This is a genomic window from Aeromonas sp. FDAARGOS 1407 (assembly GCF_019048725.1).
Taxonomy (GTDB): Bacteria; Pseudomonadota; Gammaproteobacteria; order Enterobacterales; family Aeromonadaceae; genus Aeromonas; species Aeromonas enteropelogenes.
Genome location: NZ_CP077399.1, coordinates 1,231,581 through 1,249,333, shown reverse-complemented (window position 1 = coordinate 1,249,333; position 17,753 = coordinate 1,231,581). Strand labels below are relative to the sequence as shown.

At 59.3% G+C, this 17,753-nt stretch carries 16 protein-coding genes and 4 pseudogenes; 12 read left to right on the top strand and 8 right to left on the bottom strand.

The features are described from left to right. Positions 1-64: 64 nt before the first annotated feature. The 4 genes from hemC to I6L37_RS06025 are packed head-to-tail and all read left to right on the top strand — an operon-like array spanning position 65 to position 3,945. Positions 65-994, top strand: a complete 930-nt coding sequence (gene hemC / locus I6L37_RS06040; protein ID WP_216993531.1) for a hydroxymethylbilane synthase — start codon at positions 65-67, stop codon at positions 992-994. Next, a complete protein-coding gene (locus tag I6L37_RS06035) occupies positions 991-1,725 on the top strand; it encodes a uroporphyrinogen-III synthase (protein ID WP_216993530.1) in 735 nt (244 codons plus the stop codon). Before hemC ends, I6L37_RS06035 begins: the two co-directional genes overlap by 4 nt. Next, positions 1,722-2,771 carry a uroporphyrinogen-III C-methyltransferase gene (locus I6L37_RS06030; RefSeq protein WP_216993529.1) on the top strand — a complete coding sequence of 350 codons (1,050 nt, stop codon included), beginning with the start codon at positions 1,722-1,724 and terminating at the stop codon, positions 2,769-2,771. The genes I6L37_RS06035 and I6L37_RS06030 overlap by 4 nt, the downstream gene beginning before the upstream one ends. A gap of 10 nt (positions 2,772-2,781) precedes the next feature. Next, positions 2,782-3,945, top strand: coding sequence for a heme biosynthesis HemY N-terminal domain-containing protein (locus I6L37_RS06025; protein ID WP_216993528.1), 1,164 nt, complete (start codon positions 2,782-2,784; stop codon positions 3,943-3,945). Between the two features lie 67 nt (positions 3,946-4,012). Here the strand turns inward: I6L37_RS06025 and I6L37_RS06020 are convergent, their stop codons facing one another. Beyond that, the gene (locus tag I6L37_RS06020; protein WP_042025019.1) at positions 4,013-4,264 is read right to left on the bottom strand and encodes a YkgJ family cysteine cluster protein; all 252 of its coding nucleotides are present in this window, start codon (positions 4,262-4,264) and stop codon (positions 4,013-4,015) included. Between the two features lie 158 nt (positions 4,265-4,422). After that, the gene (gene glpX, locus I6L37_RS06015) at positions 4,423-5,433 is read right to left on the bottom strand and encodes a class II fructose-bisphosphatase (protein ID WP_026457183.1); all 1,011 of its coding nucleotides are present in this window, start codon (positions 5,431-5,433) and stop codon (positions 4,423-4,425) included. A gap of 219 nt (positions 5,434-5,652) precedes the next feature. Here glpX and I6L37_RS06010 point away from each other — a divergent pair, with 219 nt between their 5' ends. The 7 genes and pseudogenes from I6L37_RS06010 (at position 5,653) to I6L37_RS05980 (ending at position 13,365) form a co-directional block, all read left to right on the top strand. Beyond that, positions 5,653-6,714: a porin gene (locus I6L37_RS06010; RefSeq protein WP_026457184.1), complete on the top strand. Its 1,062-nt coding sequence runs from the start codon at positions 5,653-5,655 to the stop codon at positions 6,712-6,714. Positions 6,715-7,041: 327 nt separating this feature from the next. Beyond that, entirely contained in the window at positions 7,042-7,953 is a 912-nt protein-coding gene (gene pbpG, locus I6L37_RS06005) for a D-alanyl-D-alanine endopeptidase (protein WP_042070919.1), read from the top strand. 224 nt (positions 7,954-8,177) lie between these two features. Continuing rightward, positions 8,178-9,215 (top strand): acyltransferase family protein, encoded by a 1,038-nt coding sequence (locus I6L37_RS06000; protein ID WP_042070920.1) that lies wholly within the window; start codon positions 8,178-8,180, stop codon positions 9,213-9,215. Between the two features lie 220 nt (positions 9,216-9,435). After that, positions 9,436-10,062, top strand: a pseudogene (locus tag I6L37_RS05995) (TonB-dependent receptor plug domain-containing protein); the annotation flags it as partial. Between the two features lie 71 nt (positions 10,063-10,133). Next, positions 10,134-11,221 (top strand): IS3-like element ISAs22 family transposase gene (locus I6L37_RS05990; protein ID WP_088821966.1). Its coding sequence is split into 2 segments (ribosomal slippage): positions 10,134-10,386 and positions 10,386-11,221, totalling 1,089 coding nucleotides; the frame shifts between segments, so codons are not numbered across the junction. Positions 11,222-11,261: 40 nt separating this feature from the next. Next, positions 11,262-12,680 (top strand): annotated as a pseudogene (locus tag I6L37_RS05985) (TonB-dependent receptor); the annotation flags it as partial. A 46-nt stretch (positions 12,681-12,726) separates the two neighbouring features. Then, entirely contained in the window at positions 12,727-13,365 is a 639-nt protein-coding gene (locus tag I6L37_RS05980) for a PepSY-associated TM helix domain-containing protein (RefSeq protein ID WP_327786562.1), read from the top strand. Between the two features lie 320 nt (positions 13,366-13,685). Here I6L37_RS05980 and I6L37_RS05975 read toward each other — a convergent pair whose 3' ends face one another. The 4 genes and pseudogenes from I6L37_RS05975 to I6L37_RS05960 form a co-directional block, all read right to left on the bottom strand. Continuing rightward, positions 13,686-14,738, bottom strand: a complete 1,053-nt coding sequence (locus I6L37_RS05975; protein ID WP_216993527.1) for a site-specific integrase — start codon at positions 14,736-14,738, stop codon at positions 13,686-13,688. Continuing rightward, a complete protein-coding gene (locus I6L37_RS05970; protein ID WP_127904543.1) occupies positions 14,735-15,982 on the bottom strand; it encodes a BRCT domain-containing protein in 1,248 nt (415 codons plus the stop codon). The genes I6L37_RS05975 and I6L37_RS05970 overlap by 4 nt, the downstream gene beginning before the upstream one ends. A 95-nt stretch (positions 15,983-16,077) precedes the next feature. Further along, positions 16,078-16,248: pseudogene (locus tag I6L37_RS05965) on the bottom strand (LexA family transcriptional repressor); the annotation flags it as partial. Then, positions 16,247-16,627 (bottom strand): hypothetical protein, encoded by a 381-nt coding sequence (locus tag I6L37_RS05960; RefSeq protein WP_010673014.1) that lies wholly within the window; start codon positions 16,625-16,627, stop codon positions 16,247-16,249. The pseudogene I6L37_RS05965 and the gene I6L37_RS05960, both read right to left, overlap by 2 nt. 31 nt (positions 16,628-16,658) lie before the next feature. Here I6L37_RS05960 and I6L37_RS05955 point away from each other — a divergent pair, with 31 nt between their 5' ends. Beyond that, on the top strand, positions 16,659-16,967 hold the full coding sequence (locus I6L37_RS05955; RefSeq protein WP_102949102.1) for a hypothetical protein: 309 nt from the start codon (positions 16,659-16,661) through the stop codon (positions 16,965-16,967). A 3-nt stretch (positions 16,968-16,970) separates the two neighbouring features. On the opposite strand, the gene I6L37_RS05950 is transcribed toward I6L37_RS05955, so the two are convergent. Continuing rightward, complete coding sequence (locus I6L37_RS05950) at positions 16,971-17,453, bottom strand: S24 family peptidase (RefSeq protein WP_336470434.1); 483 nt, start codon at positions 17,451-17,453, stop codon at positions 16,971-16,973. Between the two features lie 18 nt (positions 17,454-17,471). Then, positions 17,472-17,660: pseudogene (locus tag I6L37_RS22205) on the bottom strand (helix-turn-helix domain-containing protein); the annotation flags it as partial. Positions 17,661-17,753: the final 93 nt, after the last annotated feature.

Below are 17,753 nucleotides of genomic sequence, written 5' to 3'. Positions count from 1 at the left end.
ATGAAAGCCCGGGCAAAGGGTGGTAATATCGATTTCCTTCATAAAGATAAAACAACTGATTGATATGGCAGCCCGAACCCTGAAAATTGCCACTCGCAAGAGCCCATTGGCCCTGTGGCAGGCCAACTTCGTCAAAGACCGGCTGGAAGCCCTCTATCCCGAGCTAAGGGTCGAGCTGGTCCCCATGAGCACCCAGGGCGACAAGATCCTGGATACCCCGCTCGCCAAAGTCGGTGGCAAAGGGTTGTTCGTCAAGGAGCTGGAGACTGCCATGCTGGAAGGACGTGCCGACATCGCCGTCCACTCCATGAAAGACGTGCCGGTGGAGTTCCCGGAGGGGCTCGGCCTGCACACCATCTGCGAGCGGGAAGATCCCCGCGATGCGTTTGTCTCCAACCGTTTTCAGGCCATCGACGAGCTGCCGCAGGGTGCTGTGGTCGGTACCTCCAGCCTGCGCCGCCAGTGCCAGTTGCGCGCCGCCCGCCCGGATCTGGTGATCCGCGACCTGCGCGGCAACGTCAACACCCGCCTCGCCAAGCTGGATGCCGGCGAATACGACGCCATCATCCTGGCCGCCGCCGGCTTGAAACGGCTTGAGATGGATCACCGTATCACCGCCTTCATCGAACCGGAGCAGAGCCTGCCAGCCAATGGCCAGGGCGCGGTCGGCATCGAGTGCCGCCTCGACGATCACGAACTGCACGCCCTGCTGGCACCGCTTGAGCACAGTGAGACCCGCGCCCGGGTGCTGACCGAGCGTGCCATGAACCGCGCCCTGCAAGGGGGCTGTCAGGTGCCTATCGGTGCCTATGCGCTGGTGGAAGGAGAGCAAATTTGGCTGCGGGGCCTGGTGGGTAGCCCGGATGGTACCCGGGTGATCCGCGACGAGATCCATGGCGCCGTGAGCGACGGGGAAGCCCTGGGTGAACAGTTGGCCCAGCGCCTGCTGGCTGCCGGTGCCGACGTCATCCTGGCCGAGGTCTACCGTACATGATCCCGCTGGTGGTGCGCCCGGCCGCCCAGGCCACCGAGCTGGAGCAGTTGCTGCGCCAGCACGGTCACGCACCGCTCTGCTGCCCGCTGCTGGAAACCGTGGCGGGTAGCGACCTCCCTCGCCTGCCCGAACTGCTGGCACAGGCAGACATCGTTATCGCCGTCAGCATTCATGCCGTTCATTTTGCTCACGATTTTTTGTTGCAAACTGGTCTGACCTGGCCACATATTGAGTACTTTGCGGTCGGCCAGGCCAGTGTGGATGCGTTCGCCGAGGCGGGCATCAGTGCAAGTTGCCCGCACGATCCCCGCAGCGAGGGGCTGCTGGCCCTCCCTGCCCTGCAGCAGGTAAGCGGCAAGCGGGTGCTGATCCTGCGTGGCAATGGCGGGCGGGATCTCATTGCCAGCACGCTGGCCTCACGCGGTGCTCTGGTGCACTATTGTGCAACCTATGAACGGCATTACCCCGACTTTGACGGGGAAACATTGACGCGCCACTGGCAGGCAGCCGGGCTGGACAGCCTGCTCATCACCAGTGGCGAATTGTTGCAACGGCTGCTGGCGCTGGTTCCCGCACGTCAGCACCCCTGGCTTTTTGACCGCCATCTGGTGGTCCCCAGCCCCCGCGTGGCCGAGATGGCCAGTGCTGCGGGCTTCATCCATATCACGATTGCCCAAGGTGCATCCAACCAGGCCCTGATGGCCGCACTGGAACTGAGGAAGATGGAATGACAGAACAACAAGAATCCCAGGTGACCCCACAGCCGGCCGCTGTGGCCAATGGCAGCAAGAACCGCTCCGGTGCCGTGCTGGGTAGTATTGCCATCCTGCTGGCGCTTGGCCTGACCGGCGGCCTCTATCTGCACGGCCACAAGAATGCGGTCGCCCAGCAGGCCGAGCTGGCCCAGCTCAAGCAGCAGCTGGCCAGTGCCATCAGCAAGATTGACCAGAGCAGCAACAAGGATGCCGAACAGCTGACCGCCCTTGAACAGACCCAGCAGCGCTTGCAGGGCGAAATGCAGGGGCTGCAGAACCGGGTGCTGGATCTCAACGACAAGCGTCCCAACGACTGGATGCTGGCCGAATCGGAATACCTGGTGCGCATGGCCGGCCGCAAGCTGTGGCTGGAGCATGACCTCGTCTCCGCCATCACCCTGCTGGGCAACGCCGACGAGCGCATCGCCGCCCTCAACGATCCCAGCCTGATGCCGATCCGCAAGGCGCTGGCCGAAGACATCGCCAAGCTCAAGGGGATGCCGCGCATCGACCGCGAGGGGCTGACCCTCAAGCTGGCCGCTCTCTCCGATCAGATCGAGCTGCTGCCCCTCTCCACCGTCAGCATGCCGGAGGCGAAAGCCGAACCGGATCAGGCGGTCAGCACCAATCCGGACGAGTGGGAAAGCAACCTGAAGAAGAACTGGGTCAAGTTCACCGAGAATTTCATCACTATCCGCCGTCGCGATGGTGCCGTGGAGGCTCTGCTCTCCCCGCAACAGGAGATCTTCCTGCGGGAAAACCTCAAGACCAAGCTGCTGCAGGCCCAGCTCGCCGTTTACCGCGAGCAGCAGGCACTCTATGAAGACAGCCTGGACAAGGCCCAGCGCTGGCTGAACCAGTATTTCGACACCGAAAACAGCGCCACCCATTACATGCTGGGCGAGATCGACAAGCTCAAGGGTGAACAGATCCAGTTCGACTATCCGGATCAGTTCAAGACCCAGGCCATGCTGGAACAGGTGCTGACCGAGCGTCTGCAACGCATTCTGGCCAGCAACTGAGGAGGGCACCATGATCCGTATAATCATTCTGGTTGCCGTGATGGTCGCAGGGCTGATGTTTGGTCCGGAAGCCTCGGGTAACAAGGGCTATGTGCTGATTGCCCTTGGCAACTACACCATCGAATCCTCCGTCACCAGCGCGGTGATCCTGGCGATCCTCTTCTACGGCGCCCTGCTGCTGCTGGAGTGGATCCTGGGCCGGGTATTCGGTCTGCGCCGCAAGACTCTGGGCTGGTATGGCTCCCGTCGTCGTCGCAAGGCCAACCAACAGACGGTGGCCGCCACTCTGGCGATGGCCGAAGGCCAATACAGCCAGGCCGAGAAGTTGCTCATCAAGGGCGCCAGCAACAGCGACACCCCGCTGCTCAACTACCTGAGCGCCGCCAAGGCGGCCCAGGCCAGGGGTGACGATGCCCGCCGCGACCAGTATCTGCAAAAGGCTCAGGAGGAGAACCCCAAGGCCGAGCTGGCACTGACTCTGACCCAGACCCAGCTGCAGATCGAACAGGGCCAGTACGACACCGCGCTGGCGACCCTGGAGTCCGTCTATGCCCTCAACCCGCGCCACCCCATGGTGCTGGATCAGCTGCGTCAGGTACACCAGGCGCGCCAGGACTGGAGCGCTCTATGCGATCTGATCCCGGTACTGCACAAGGTCGGCAAACTGACGCCCAAGCAGGAAGAAGATCTGCTGCAACAGGCCTGGAGTGGCCGCCTGCAGCAAGCCGCCGAGTCCCTCGATACCCTGAAGGCGACCTGGCAGGAGCTGCCCCGCAAACTGCGCCTGGAGCCCGAGCTGCTGGTGCGCTACGGCGACATGCTGTGCCAGCTGGGTGCCGATGGCGAGGCAGCCACCCTGTGGCAGGAGGCACTGCGTAAACAGGCCATGCCACAGCTGCTGGCTCGACTGCCCAGGCTCAAGCTCGACAACTACCAGCCGCTGCTGGCGCAACTGCAGAAAATGCAGGGCCAGCCCGAGGTCGACACCGCGCTGGCCCAGCTCTACCTGCTGTCCGGCCAACTGGACGAGGCCCAGAAGCTGCTGGAGCAGGAGGTGGCCCGGGCTCCGAGCGCTGCCGCCTACCATGCCCTGGGTCAGCTGATGGACAAGCGTCGCCTCACCAACAAGGCCAACGAGTACTACCGTCAGGCCTTGGCACTGGCCGGGATCTGATCGGCAAAGAGCAACGCAAGAGGCCGCATGATGCGGCCTCTTTTTTATCTGCGACTCTGTTCAGAACTCAGCTCGTCAGCCGCTCCAGCTCGCCGATCAGCCAGATGGCCTCGGCCCTGTGGCTGCCGCACACATCCGCCATCGGGCGAAAGCCACCGCACACGGCAGGGCGCTCCGGCGACTCGAAGATCTTGCAACCCAGATGCTCGTCGAGCTGCACGCAAGGCACCCCGGCCGGCTTGCCGTCAGGCATGCCCGGAATCGCGCTGCTGATGCTGGGGGCGATGCAACAGGCAGCGCAACCGGCACGACACTCCATATCACCACCTCCCGTGGCCGTTAACCCAGCACCATGCCAACTGGTCCGTGCCGCCACCATAGCCCAAGCCGATCGACAAAAGTAGCGGGCAGACATGAAAAAGCCCGACCGCTCGACGATCGGGCTTGCAGCAAACCAGTCGGCTCAATGCATCGGCATCACAGAATGATGTCACGCACCACGCTGTCTTTACGCTCCAGATAGTGGATCGACTTGATACGACGGATGGTACGGGACTTGCCGCGGATCAGCAGGGTCTCGGTGGTCGCCATGATGCCGTCGCTGGTGATGCCTTCCAGCAGATCCCCCTTGGTGATGCCGGTGGCGGAGAAGATGACGTTGTCATTCTTCGCCATGTCTTCCAGCTTGAGCACCTTGTTCACATCGATGCCCAGGGCTTCGCAGCGGGCAATCTCCTGCTCGCCCAGCTCGCGCACGTCCGGGCTGTCGCCCTTGACCCGGTGACGGGGCACCAGGCGAGCCTGCATGTCACCATCCAGGGCACGGATCACCGCCGCGGAGATCACCCCTTCCGGCGCACCGCCGATGCCGTACAGCATGTCGACTTCGCTATCCGGCAGGCAGGTGAGGATGGAGGCGGCCACGTCGCCATCAGGGATGGCGAACACCCGCACGCCCAGACCCTGCATCTCCTTGATGGCCTTGTCGTGACGCGGCTTGGCCAGGGTAATGACGGTCAGGCGGGAGAGCGGCTTGCCCAGCGCCTTGGCGACCGCTTTCAGGTTCAGCTCGAGAGCCTGATCCAGATCGATCACCCCCTTGGCCTTGGGCCCGACGATCAGCTTTTCCATGTACATGTCGGGGGCCTTGAGGAAGGATCCCTTGTCACCGACCGCCAGCACCGCCAGCGCATTGGCCTGCCCCATGGCGGTCATGCGGGTGCCCTCGATGGGGTCGACCGCGATGTCCACCGCGTCACCGTGACCCGTGCCCACCTTCTCGCCGATGTAGAGCATGGGCGCTTCATCGATCTCGCCTTCGCCGATCACAATCTCACCATCGATCTCGATCTGGTTGAGAATGTGGCGCATGGCCGCAACGGCCGCCCCGTCAGCGATATTCTTGTCACCACGTCCGAGCCACTTGTAGCCAGCCAGTGCAGCCGCTTCCGTCACTCGGGAAAACTCGATTGCCAGTTCACGTCTCATCGCATATCCAACCTATGGAGCTCGAAAAACGGGCGGCATTCTACCACAAGGGCAAACCTTTGCGCATAAAAGTGGCGTCTACGCCACGAAAAGGGGGTGATTCATCCAGATGACATCAAACTGACACCGCCTCTTCATCTCTTCGTCACCTCGCTGTCACGCCGCCTCCCTAGCATGGCCCCGTCTTTAAAACAAAAGCTTGCAACACAAGGGATTAAGATGAAAAAGCTGACTGTAGTGGCCATGGCGCTGACCGCCGCGTTCCAGGCTCAAGCCGTTGAAGTGTACAAAAACGACACCACCATGGTGGATCTGTATGGCCGCATCTATGCCGGCCACTTCTTCGGGGACAAGAAGGAAGGTGTCGACGCCGCCAACCCGAACGGCACCAAGGATTACAGTGCCAAGCAGGGCGCCAACCAGTTCGTGCGCTTCGGCGCCAAGGCCGAGACCCAGATCAACACGGGTCTGAAGGCGCTGGCCCAGTACGAAGTGCAGATGTATATCAACGACAGCGAGAAGACCATCAGCGAAAACTCGGACAACCTGCGCACCCGTCTGGCCTTTGCCGGGGTGGGGGCTGACTGGGGCAGCGTCACCTTCGGTCGCCAGAAGGGGGCACCAGGCTTCCTGGCCGACTGGACTGACGTCTCCCTCTCCGATGGCTATGGCAACGATGCGCTGGGCGCCAAGACCGATACCTTCGCCACCAACCGGGCCGGCTCGGTGCTGAAATACTCCGGTCTGTTCAACGGCTTCCAGATCGATACCAGCTACAAGTTCGATGGCGGTGACACCGAAGAGACCACCAGCAAGGATAGCGATGCCGCCTATGGCGCTGCCCTGGCCTACACCTTCCCGTTCAATCTGTCGCTGGGTACCGCCTACAACGTCGGCCTGCGTGACAAGAGCGGCGAAGAGGATGCCAAGCTGTGGCTGATCTCCGCCAAATTCGACAACAAGGCCGCCTATGCCGCCCTGAGCTATGCCGATGGCAGCGACTTTCTGGCCACCGGCACCGACCACACCGGCTGGGAAGCCGCACTGGGCTACAACTTCGAAAACGGCTTCGGTCTGATGGCCCTGTGGAACAAGCAGGAGCAGGACAAGGCCGGCACCAAGAAGGACAACGTGGACTACTACACCCTGGGCGCCCAGTACAAGTTCAACAAGAACCTGCGGGTGATCGGCGAGTACCGCATCAACAACCTGGACAGCGTGGCCAACAAGGCGACCGCCAACCAGGATGACTTCCAGCTGGCGGCCCGCTACGACTTCTGATCGAGCCTCCCGGCATCAAGCGCGATGGCCTGCCATCGCGCTTTTTTATTGCGCGGCATTTATCTCAGCTCCCTCTCGTCCCTCTATCCGGATCCTTGCCAAAAACTCTTCCTTTTCAGCAATACCGCCAGTGACCGCAAGAGCATCATGAGGTCCCTTTTTCGCATCATTTCCGCCAAAAAAAGACTCACTAAAATCCGCCCAAACCCTGAACGGACGGCTTAAAGCAGTAAATTGTCAGGATCAAGGCAAGAAGCATTGTGAAGCGTCAATTCGCGACATATAACTTAGCGAGTTATCCCTGAATTTCGTCCGGTAGAGCAGATCATGATGATGCGTTCCCTCCTCCCCCTGTTGCTTGGCGCAGCGATGCTGCCGGCCACTATGGACAGTGCCCATGCCAACCCTTTTTCCGCCAGCGGTCACGGTAGCGGCGGCTTTCTCGAACGACGGGACATTCCCAACCTCAGCTCGGCCGCCTTCGTGGTGGCCAATCACAGAACCGGCGAGGTGATCTCCGAGCGCAATGGCAACCGGGTCATGCCCATCGCCTCCCTCACCAAGCTGATGACCGCCTTGGTGGTGCTGGATGCGAACCAGCGGCTCAACGAGACGCTGACGGTCACCAATGCCGATATAGACCGCATCAAGGGCACGGGCTCACGACTGGCCATCGGCACTCGCCTCAGCCGGGCCGAAATGCTGCACATCGCCCTGATGTCGTCGGAGAACCGCGCCGCTTCGGCCCTCGCCCGCCACTATCCGGGAGGGCAGCGCGCCTTTATCGAGGCGATGAATGCCAAGGCCCGCATGCTGGGGATGTGGAACACCCGCTACGCCGACAGCACAGGCCTCAATCCGCGTAACGTCTCCACCGCCCAGGATCTCGCCAAGCTGGCCGTCGCCGCCTCCGCCTATCCACTGATCCGCCAATACTCCACCGACGATCAGAGCTATGTACGTACCAACAAGCGCCAGCTGCACTACCTCAATTCCAACCGACTGATCCGCGAGGGGCAGTGGGAATTCACCCTCTCCAAGACCGGGTATATCCGCGAGGCGGGCCGCTGCCTGGTGCTGGGGACCAGGGTCAATCATGAACCCGTGATCATGGTGTTGCTCAATGCTGAAACCACCAACGATCGGGTTGCCGATGCCAAGCGGATCAGGACCTGGCTGGAGACCTCGGGCCGCACCACGCTGGCTTCCAACAGCAATGCCATGTTGAGCAACCAATAAGATCCCCATGACGACATCAGGAAGCGAGGCGAATGCCTCGCTTTTTTATGCCTGACGCTCGCCCCCCTGACGGGATCCGGGTCTTATCACGGGGGACACCAGCCCCCTTCAGGTTACAAAACGTAACGACTCAACAACGGGATTCACACTAGTAAAATCAACTGGTTGAAAATATGGATAGGCTCTTTTAGCGTACCGGCACAACCCTGTGATGCCGAGCAAACATGCGAATATCCAGTATCGAGTGCGGGCGGGTGCTGGCCATCCTGGCCGTGATGACCATCCATGTCTCTCCCTTCGCCCATCCGTTCAACCCCGACTTGTGGGGGAGCGCTCCCTATTCCTGGCTCAGCGCGCTCATCAATCAGCTGTGCCGCTTCGCCGTGCCTCTGTTCTTCCTCTGCGCCGGTTATTTCCTGCAACCCAAGCTGACTGGCGCCGCACCGCTGAGCGTGGCCTGGCGCTACTGCCGCCCCCTGCTGCTGCTCTGGCTGGCCTGGAGCCTCCTCTATCTGCTGCTGCCGTTCAATCCCGTGGAGGCCGTCAATCAGGGCTATCTGGCGTCCCTGCGTGGGCAGTGGCAATTCCAGCTCGGCGATCCCCTCAACGACTGGCTGGTCGGCGGCATGATCCACCTCTGGTTCCTGCCCGCCCTGGTGTTGGCCGTGGGCATTCTGGCGCTGTGCCAGTGGCTGGGCAAACCGGCGCTGGCACTCTATTTAGGCGCCCTGCTCTATCTGCTGGCGCTGCTGGGCGGTTCCTATGCCAAGCCCTTGCTGGGGGCCGAGTGGCCCATCCTGACCCGCAACGGCCCCTTCTTCTCCCTGCTGTTCGTCGCTCTGGGGGCCTGGCTGCGCGCGCGAGCCTGGCAACCCACGACCCGGATGAGCCGCCGACTGTTGGTCATGGGGCTGGGGCTCTATGCGCTGGAGGCTATCGCCCTCAATCAGCTGGCGCAGGTACCGCTCACTCGCCACGATTTTCTGCTCGGTTCCGTGCCCTGGGCTCTCGGTCTGTTTGGCCTGCTGCTGGCCAACCCGGATTGGGGACGTGGCAGCTGGCTGGAACGCCAGGCCCCCAAGGTGCTCGGGCTCTATTGCCTGCACATGATCCTGGTGGTGTGGCTGTTCGTATTCGGCCCGCAGGAGGCGTCCCTCCTGTGGGAGATCACCAAGGTGCCGCTGCTGCTCGGCGCTTCTCTGCTGGCCTATGGACTGTTATCCAGCAACGTATTCATCGCCCGCTTGCTGCATATCCGTTGACCCTCGGCATCCGGCCTCCTGCGCAGGGGCTGGATGCACCTTTCCTTTTTATCCACTCATCTCGCCCTTCGTCGAACGCCCCCGCTATCTCCCCAAATTCACTTGCCACACAAATGAAAATCAATATCATTGCGATCCCATTTATGTGGGTCAAAATTAATTACAACTAAATCAACAAGTTCAGGCCGTTCGGTCGACATTTAGAGAATCAACATTGAACATGCAGCACCCTCATTTTCGCAGAACCCTGGTTTCGCTGGCTCTGTTTGGCTCTGCGTTTCAGGCTCAGGCCGCCGATGAAACCCTGACAGTGGTAGGCAAACGCACCCAGCATCAAGAGGTAGCCACCGCCACCCGCACCAATACCCCGGCCAAGCTGGTCCCCCAGACCATCGACAGCGTCTCGGCCAGCGAGCTGACCGCCTTTGGCCAGCCCACCCTGAGCGAGGCCCTGAGCGGCATTCCCGGGGTCAACGCCAGCGGCGACACCCGCTTCGACAGCGTCAATATCCGTGGCTTCAGTGCCAGCAACGACTTCTATCTCGACGGTTTTCGCGATGACATGCAGTACACCCGGGATCTCGGCAACATAGAGCGGGTAGAGGTCCTCAAGGGGCCGGCGGCCGTGCTCTACGGCCGTGGCAGCACGGGGGGCATCATCAACCGGGTCAGCAAGACGCCGCAGAAGGGACAGGCATCCAGCGTCACCGCCAGGGTGGGCAGCTTTGACAGCCAGCGTCTGGCAGCTGACCTCAACGGAGAAGCGAGCGAGCGGGTGCAGCTGCGCCTCAACTTGGCCCAGGAAGATACCGACAGCTTCCGCGATGGTGTGGAGGGCAAACGCACCGGTAATCCCCCCGAAAAACTGAGGTGCTCATAAGTAGAATTTTCTCGTATCTTGAACGCAGGAGGTTCTACATGAAAACATCACGCTTTAGCGATGCACAGATCATCGCCATCCTCAAGCAGGCCGAGTCTGGTTCACCCGTCCCTGAGCTCTGCCGTGAGCATGGCATCAGCTCCGCCACCTTCTACAAGTGGCGCTCCAAATTCGGTGGCATGGATGCCTCTCTCATGGCGCGCCTCAAAGAGCTGGAAGAGGAAAATCGTCGCCTTAAGAAGATGTATGCCGAGGAGCGCCTAAAGGCTGAGATCATCTCCGAGGCGATGGCAAAAAAGTGGTGACGCCATCTGCCCGCAGGGAGATGGCGACCAAGGCTGTGGCTCATTACGCCATTTCTATCCGTCTGGCTTGCCAGGTGTTCAAGGTGAGCGAGGGTTGCTACCGTTATCAGCCCGTGCTGGCTGATGAAAACCAGGAAATTGCCGACTGGCTGCTGCGCCTCACCGCCAACCAGCGCAACTGGGGTTTCGGACTGTGCTTCCTGTACCTGCGTAACGTCAAAGGCTTTGGCTGGAACCACAAGCGGGTCTACCGGATCTATCGGGCGCTAGAGCTCAATCTGCGGATAAAACCCAAGAAGCGGCTAGTGCGGGCCAAGCCGGAGCCGTTGGCAGTCCCTGACCAACCGAATCACTGTTGGTCGATGGACTTTATGCATGACCAGCTCAGCGATGGTCGTTCGGTGCGGTTGTTTAATGTGATCGATGACTTCAATCGCGAAGCACTGTGCATCGAGGTGGATTTTTCCTTGCCTGCCTCGCGAGTCAAACGGGTGCTGGAGCAGGTTATCGAGTGGCGGGGCAAACCAGCCGCAATCCGCTGTGATAATGGTCCGGAATACATCAGCGAAGAGCTCAAGCAATGGGCGCAGCAGAAGAGGATTGCGCTGAGGTATATCCAGCCAGGCAACCCGCAGCAGAATGCCTACATAGAGCGATTTAACCGCACTGTGCGTTACGACTGGTTGGGCCATTACCTGTTTGAGTCACTGAATGAGTTACAGGAATTTGCCACGAACTGGCTGTGGGTTTATAACCATGAGCGGCCCAATATGGCGCTGGGCGGCTACACGCCGAAACAGCGCTTGGCACAGGCCGCATGACCTCTACTTTTGAGTGCTCCAAAAAATGGGGGGATTACCCACCCTGCTGGCCCCCTCCGTCAACTGGGAGATCAGCGACAACCTGAACTGGCTGGTGCAGTACGAGCGCAACGAGCATGATCGCACCCCGGATCGCGGCATCCCCGGCGTCAACGGCCATCCGGCCGATGTGCCGCGGGAGTTCGTCTACAGCGACACCAGCCGCGACTTCATCGACGACGTGGCGCAATCCACCCGCTCCCGCCTCACCTGGGATATCAACGAGCAGTGGCAGCTGCGCCAGCAACTCGGCTACAGCACCCTCGACAGCCAGTTTGACAACACCTATGTCACCAGTGTGAAAGGGGACAAGGTGACCCGCGCCCGCTGGCAGCAAGATCTGCAGGCCAGGAGCCTCATCAGCAACACCGAAGCGGAAGGCCAGCTGCAGACTGGTCCCGTCGGCCATCGTCTGCTGGTCGGCCTGGAGCAGAGTTGGCAGGAACGCACCCCCAAGCTCTACCAGAATGCGACCCCCATCCCGGCGGGCAGCCTCTACCATCCATCGGCCCTGCCCCGCCATGACGGCGCCATGAAGCTCGCCAGCGATGCCAACCACAAGGTGCGCGGAGTCGGCCTCTATCTGCAGGATCAACTCACCCTGGGCGACTGGCATCTGGTCGGTGGCCTGCGCCGTGACGACTTTACCGTCACCAGCCGCCGCAACGACCTCAACAAGGAAGAGACCCGCTCGGTCACCAGCCTGAGCCCGCGCTTGGGACTGGTATGGAATCCTCTCGAGGAGCACGCCTTCTACGCCTCCTACAGCAAGACCTTCACCCCTGTGGGTGGCGAACTGATTGGGCTGACGCCGGGAGACCAGAACAACAACCTGGATCCCCAGAACACCCGCCTCTATGAGGGTGGCGTGAAGAGCGACTGGCTGAATGGCCGCCTGGCAACCACCCTCTCCCTCTACCGGCTGGAGATGTACAACAAGCGCAGCAAGGATCCGCTGGATCCCACCAGGGTGATCCTCACCGGTCTGCAGCGCACCGAAGGTGTCGAACTGAGCGCCCATGCCCGCCTGACGGACGAGCTCTATCTGCGCGGCGGCGTCGCCATCCAGGATGCCGAACAAGTCAAGGCAGACGCGGATCTGCAAGGCAAGCGCCCGAGCAACGTCTCACGCCAAAATGGCCAGCTGTTTGTCGGCTATCAAAGCGGCAAGCTGGGCTGGTTCGGCGAAACCGGGGTGACGGCCGTGGGTGATCGCTTCGCCGACAACGCCAATACCACCACCCTGCCCGGCTATGCCCGCTTCGATGCCCGCGTTGGCTATCGCTGGCAACAGTGGGAAGCCCAGCTGAGCGCCGAGAACCTGACCGACCACAACTACTTCGTCAGCGCCACCAGTGCCAGCCAGATCATGCCGGGCACGCCGCGCCAGCTGCACCTTACCGGCAGTTATCGCTTCTGATCCCATCACCCAGACCCGCTGGCCGGCGTACGCTGGCCAGTTTTTTATGACGCGCCACACCATGAAACGACACCGACTTCCCCTTCATAACAACAAATGGATGCGCCGCCTGCATGCCTGGGCCGGCTTTTTCACCCTCACCCTGATGCTGCTCTACGGTCTCACCGGCCTCTGGTTGCAACACAGGGCCGTCCTGCCCATTCCGGGCCCTCATACCGAGAAGTCGAGCGAAGAGATCGTACTGGACGCGCCGCTGACCAGCCCGGAGGCGTTGCAAGCCCTGCTGCGCCAGCGTTATCCGGATGGCTTTGATGAAGGGCGTGCCATGATCACGCCGGCCCAGACCCTGCCCACCTCGACCGGCTCGCTCACCCTGCCCGCCCGCTGGGAGATGCGCGCGGTCACCCTCACCCAAAGCGTCACCGCCAGCTATGTGGAAGGTACCCTGCTGGTGCGCACCGAATTGCAGCAGGCCAACTTTGCCGCCAGCCTCAACCGGCTGCATCGGGGCATGGGCACCGGCCTCGGCTGGCAGCTGTTTGGCGATCTGGCCGCACTGGCTCTGCTGCTGCTCGCCCTCACCAGCCTGTTTATGTGGACCAAGCTCCATGGCAAGCCCGGGATCCTCGTCCTGATGACGCTGGTCGGCACACTTGGCACCCTGCTGTTTGCCCTGCTGGGCTGATAGTTGTGAAAAAAGATAAAGTGACGGGATATTGCGGGTAAATGTCGCTATTTATCGGCTATTCGATGAGCGATGCAGGAGATACGAAAGGTGGGGATAACGGGATAACTCACCATGGTGCTGGCAGCACGGAACTAACGCGGAGTACGAAAAAACAAAAGGCCATCATTGCTGATGGCCTTTTGTCATGAATTTGATGGTGCCCGGGGTCGGACTCGAACCGACACGGTTATTCACCGGCGGATTTTGAAACCATCGCCATCCGTTGTGAATCAATGAGTTGCCGTGTTTTCGCGGGTTTGCTTGGGGATGGGTGGGGGTTATTGGGTGTCGCTGGTGAGCGCTGCCGCCACTTTGCCGCCATTTTTCATCGCGGTGATCGGGTTGAGTTTGACCGCGTCTTCGAGGTGGTCCGGGGCGAAGTGGGCATAGCGCATGGTCATCTTGATGTCGGTATGGCCGAGGATGCGCTGCAGCACCAGGATGTTGCCGCCGCCCATCATGAAGTGGCTGGCGAAGGTGTGGCGCAGTACGTGGGTGCTCTGTCCGGCAGGCAATTCAATCTCGGCCCGCCGTATTGCCTTCTCGAACTCGGCATAGCAGTCGCCGAACAGCCTGCCGGTGCGCTTGGGCAGCAATGCCAACAGCCAGCCGGCCACCGGCACGGTGCGGTTCTTCTTGCCCTTGGTGCGGGTGAAAGTAAGCCGCCCGATGCCAACCTGTGAGCGGGTCAGCTTTTCTATCTCAGACCAACGCGCCCCGGTCGAGAGGCACAGCATCACGATCAGCCACAAGTCGTTCAGCCCTACGCACGCTGCCAGAAGCTGTTCGATTTCATCCTGGTTGAGGAACGCCAGCTCGGATTCTTGCACCTTGTACTGGCGCAGCACTTCCAGCGGGTTGCCATGAGCCCACTCACCCAGGCGGCCAAGTTCATTGAACACGGCCTGCAGGTAGAGCAGTTCGCGGTTGATGGTGGTCGGGGAGACCTGTTTACGCTGACCGGGCACATAAAGCTCGCCTGCCAATCGTCGTTCGCGATAGGCCGCAAACTGCTGGGCCGTGAACTCGGTCGCCAGTGGGTTGCCCAACGCCTCCGCCAGCCAGACCAGCTTGTCACGACGGCGGTCGCCATCGGTCAGGGTCTGGCCGTGGCGACCATACCAGAGTGCCACCAGGTCGCTCAGCCGCCGTTCATCCACATTGCTCGCCTCTGGCTGTTGCCAGGGCTGGGCCAGCATGTGTTTTTCCCACGCCAAGGCTTCGCCCTTGGTGGCGAAGCGCTTGCGCTTGCGGGGGCCGTCACGGCCTTGGGGGTAGACCTCGACAAGCCAGAGCTTAGGCTTGTCGTCATCGAGTTTACGGACGGTCATACTGTTTCAAGTTGATGAGCCTGCTCATGTAAGCCATCTCGCTCAAATGGGTTGTAAATCTCGATCGAGGATGAGCCATCTGGTAGTGATATTGCTCGCGTGAAGCTTCCATTTTGGAGAAGCGCGACAAACTCAACTTGAGTAAGGGTTATGCGCTCAATCTCGACCAAGCGCTCACCATCTGGCTGAGATACAGCGACCGTTACAGTCCCCTCATCATAGGTTTGAGAATTGATAGCCAAAGGGATTCGGTCTTGTGCTCGTTCACCCTGAGCAGAGCTTGCATTATTCCTACGCAGAACCCCGGTAAATTCACCCTCTATGCGATCAACAGTGTCATACCCTGCAGGGGTTGAAAACTTAACCGACAGCACTCGTTCATTTGTCATTTTTACAAATTCAGACCATGGGCCTCGATGGCCTGAGATGTGACTGCAAATCAGCTCACCACCGATAAAGTTAAAAGCGTGGCCTTGAGTCCAAACACTCTTCGAGATCTTTTCTTTAGGTTTGTCTGAGTTAGAGGTAGATATAGCTGTCAACTTAATATCTAAAGATGGTCGGTGAGCCTCATGGACACAAAAACGCCATCCAGCTGCATAGCCGTCAATGAAGCGAGCGATGAGGCATTGCCGCCTTGGCAAAGTGCGCCATGTTGTAAATGTGTCACGAATATAGTCTATGTCATTACTTGGCTCATTACCTGTAGAGCCCATAATGAGATCATATTCGCCTACCTCTGGGAGCTCACCAGTAGTAATGAGGTCTATGAACTGTTGCTCGGTTAATGCGAGAGCGCCAGCATCCCGTGCTTTTGCTGTTTTAGACGGGCCTGCATTGGGACCGCAACAGAGGTAAGAGAGCCGTTTAGTCACGTCTTTCTTAATAGTTAGGCCAGCGCTTTCAGCTTGGGTTTCTAACCGATCTCTATCAGATTTTGAAAATCCAGTGAATGCAATTTCAGCTTTAGCTGTAGATTGCTTCGGGCGAGATTTTGACAACCTTGGCTGTGATGAATCGAGCAATGATGGCACGTCTACAGAAAGCAATTCATTTTCGCTGCTGAACATGCCCAGTATTCTGTCAATGCGGAAAGTTCTGAACTGTTTTTTGGGTAACGCAACGCCTTGCAAATGATGGTCACTGACACTGATATTAACAACATGATAGCCTTCAGTGCTTCCATCTGATTTTTCGTAGATAAAGAATGCCTCTTTATCAATTATCTTGCTGTTGTCAAACATTATAATTCCCTTTAAATGAAATTCATTGAATTAAAATGGCCGTAGACATAAGGCTGTTAACAAATTTCAATTAGCAAATAGGGCGCTTTAGCGCCCTATCGTTTTCTAAAAATGCGGTGTTCGACCATCACGCCGATGATTTCGATGTGCTGCCGGTCGGAGTGCATGGGCGGGTAATCGTCATTAAGCGGGACCAGTTCAAACACCTCTTGCCCGTTCTCATCGATGCCGCGGGGACGATACGCTGTGAAGTTGCCGTCATTGCTACTCATCATCGACTGCTCTCAGGTCAACCGTGATCTGCCGAACCGGCCCATTGCTTAACTCTTTGGCCAAGGCTGTCGCGTTCTTGGCGCTAAGATTGTTGATTTCAATCTGCTTGCCTTCGACGATAGCTTTGACACTGCAACGGTTAAAACGACTGACAAGCGCAACGAGCACCGCGCATATTGCTTTTACCTGCTCAGGGTTTTGTGCAATCCAGTCAAACACTTCGATAAAATACTGAGCACCGTCGCTGTAGGTTGCGATCGCGCCACCGTTTTCAACCCCATGCTCTTCCAGCAACGCGGTTAGCGGTGTCGCATCATGACCCTGTATGTTCAGATACAGGCTGCCAGCTTCTCGGTAACGAATTTTGCTCATTTAACGTCCCGCCTATTAGGAGATGTCCGCCATGTTCACCGTTATCTGCCACTCTTATCGGTTGGCGCACTTTGAGTCTTCCGATCGTTTCGATGCCGTGGTGCTGACCCACACCCCGACCGGGTTGCGCCAGCGGTTAAGACAATTTTTGAACATGATGTTTTTTGCACTAGCAACCCTCTATACCCGTCACGCAGACTTGGAGGTCAACGGCAAATTGTATCCGCTCGCCCTGTCTGGTCAGCGCTGGTATACCTTCGACCAGCTCCAACACTTCGCCCTGCAATGCTTGTTGCTCGACCGGGCGCGGTTACTGATCCTGTCACAGGCCGCCACCTGACCCTCACCCGCCCCGTTTCAAAATGCGACGGTGCTCGACCACCACGCCGATGATGGCGATGTGGGTTTGGTCGGTGCTCAGGGTTTCATGGTCGTCATTGAGGGGCACCAGCTCGAAGCGAGGGCGGCCGTCGTCGTATTCACCGCGGGAGCGGTATTTTTTGAAGGTGGCCTCTTCGCTGCCATTCTTGGCAATGACAAAGTCACCCGCCTTGGGAGCCTCGTCAGGGTCAACGATCAACAAGTCACCCTCTTTGAAGTCCGGCTCCATGGAGTTGCCGCGCACCCACAGACCAAACGCGCAGCTGCCGACACTGACACCCGCCGCGACATATTCCAGGCTGCCATCAAACGCCGTGGCTTGTTCGCACATCTCTCGCCACTGGCCTGCCTGCACATAACTGAGAATGGGGACCCGCGTGCCTTGTGGGATCTCGGCGGGTTCGACGTTGCGATAACCCGGGAACGGGGGCTCAGAGACGCCCATGCTGCCTTCTTCTTTCCCCGTCAGCAGCCAATCGACAGACACACCAAGCGCAGCCGCTAACTCATTGAGATAGCGGCCGTTAGGGTCTGCTCCACCTCTCTCCCAATGGCTAACAGCGACCCGAGTTACACCTACTCGGTTGGCTACTTGGTCTTGTGTTAAGCCACAAGCCATTCGTCTGGATTTTATGCGTTCATTTACGTTCATGTAAGCAACCTTACACCCCAGTTACGTAAACCAATTTACTTTTTTAGGTAAATAAACTTGCCTCAGACACCCCGAGGATCGTAAAGTTATTTG

Coding starts and splice junctions, on each gene's coding strand:
- hemC (WP_216993531.1), top strand. CDS start 65: ATGGCAGCCCGAACCCTGAAAATTGCCACTCGCAAGAGCCCATTGGCC.
- I6L37_RS06035 (WP_216993530.1), top strand. CDS start 991: ATGATCCCGCTGGTGGTGCGCCCGGCCGCCCAGGCCACCGAGCTGGAG.
- I6L37_RS06030 (WP_216993529.1), top strand. CDS start 1,722: ATGACAGAACAACAAGAATCCCAGGTGACCCCACAGCCGGCCGCTGTG.
- I6L37_RS06025 (WP_216993528.1), top strand. CDS start 2,782: ATGATCCGTATAATCATTCTGGTTGCCGTGATGGTCGCAGGGCTGATG.
- I6L37_RS06020 (WP_042025019.1), bottom strand. CDS start 4,264: ATGGAGTGTCGTGCCGGTTGCGCTGCCTGTTGCATCGCCCCCAGCATC.
- glpX (WP_026457183.1), bottom strand. CDS start 5,433: ATGAGACGTGAACTGGCAATCGAGTTTTCCCGAGTGACGGAAGCGGCT.
- I6L37_RS06010 (WP_026457184.1), top strand. CDS start 5,653: ATGAAAAAGCTGACTGTAGTGGCCATGGCGCTGACCGCCGCGTTCCAG.
- pbpG (WP_042070919.1), top strand. CDS start 7,042: ATGATGATGCGTTCCCTCCTCCCCCTGTTGCTTGGCGCAGCGATGCTG.
- I6L37_RS06000 (WP_042070920.1), top strand. CDS start 8,178: ATGCGAATATCCAGTATCGAGTGCGGGCGGGTGCTGGCCATCCTGGCC.
- I6L37_RS05980 (WP_327786562.1), top strand. CDS start 12,727: ATGACGCGCCACACCATGAAACGACACCGACTTCCCCTTCATAACAAC.
- I6L37_RS05975 (WP_216993527.1), bottom strand. CDS start 14,738: ATGACCGTCCGTAAACTCGATGACGACAAGCCTAAGCTCTGGCTTGTC.
- I6L37_RS05970 (WP_127904543.1), bottom strand. CDS start 15,982: ATGTTTGACAACAGCAAGATAATTGATAAAGAGGCATTCTTTATCTAC.
- I6L37_RS05960 (WP_010673014.1), bottom strand. CDS start 16,627: ATGAGCAAAATTCGTTACCGAGAAGCTGGCAGCCTGTATCTGAACATA.
- I6L37_RS05955 (WP_102949102.1), top strand. CDS start 16,659: ATGTTCACCGTTATCTGCCACTCTTATCGGTTGGCGCACTTTGAGTCT.
- I6L37_RS05950 (WP_336470434.1), bottom strand. CDS start 17,453: ATGGGCGTCTCTGAGCCCCCGTTCCCGGGTTATCGCAACGTCGAACCC.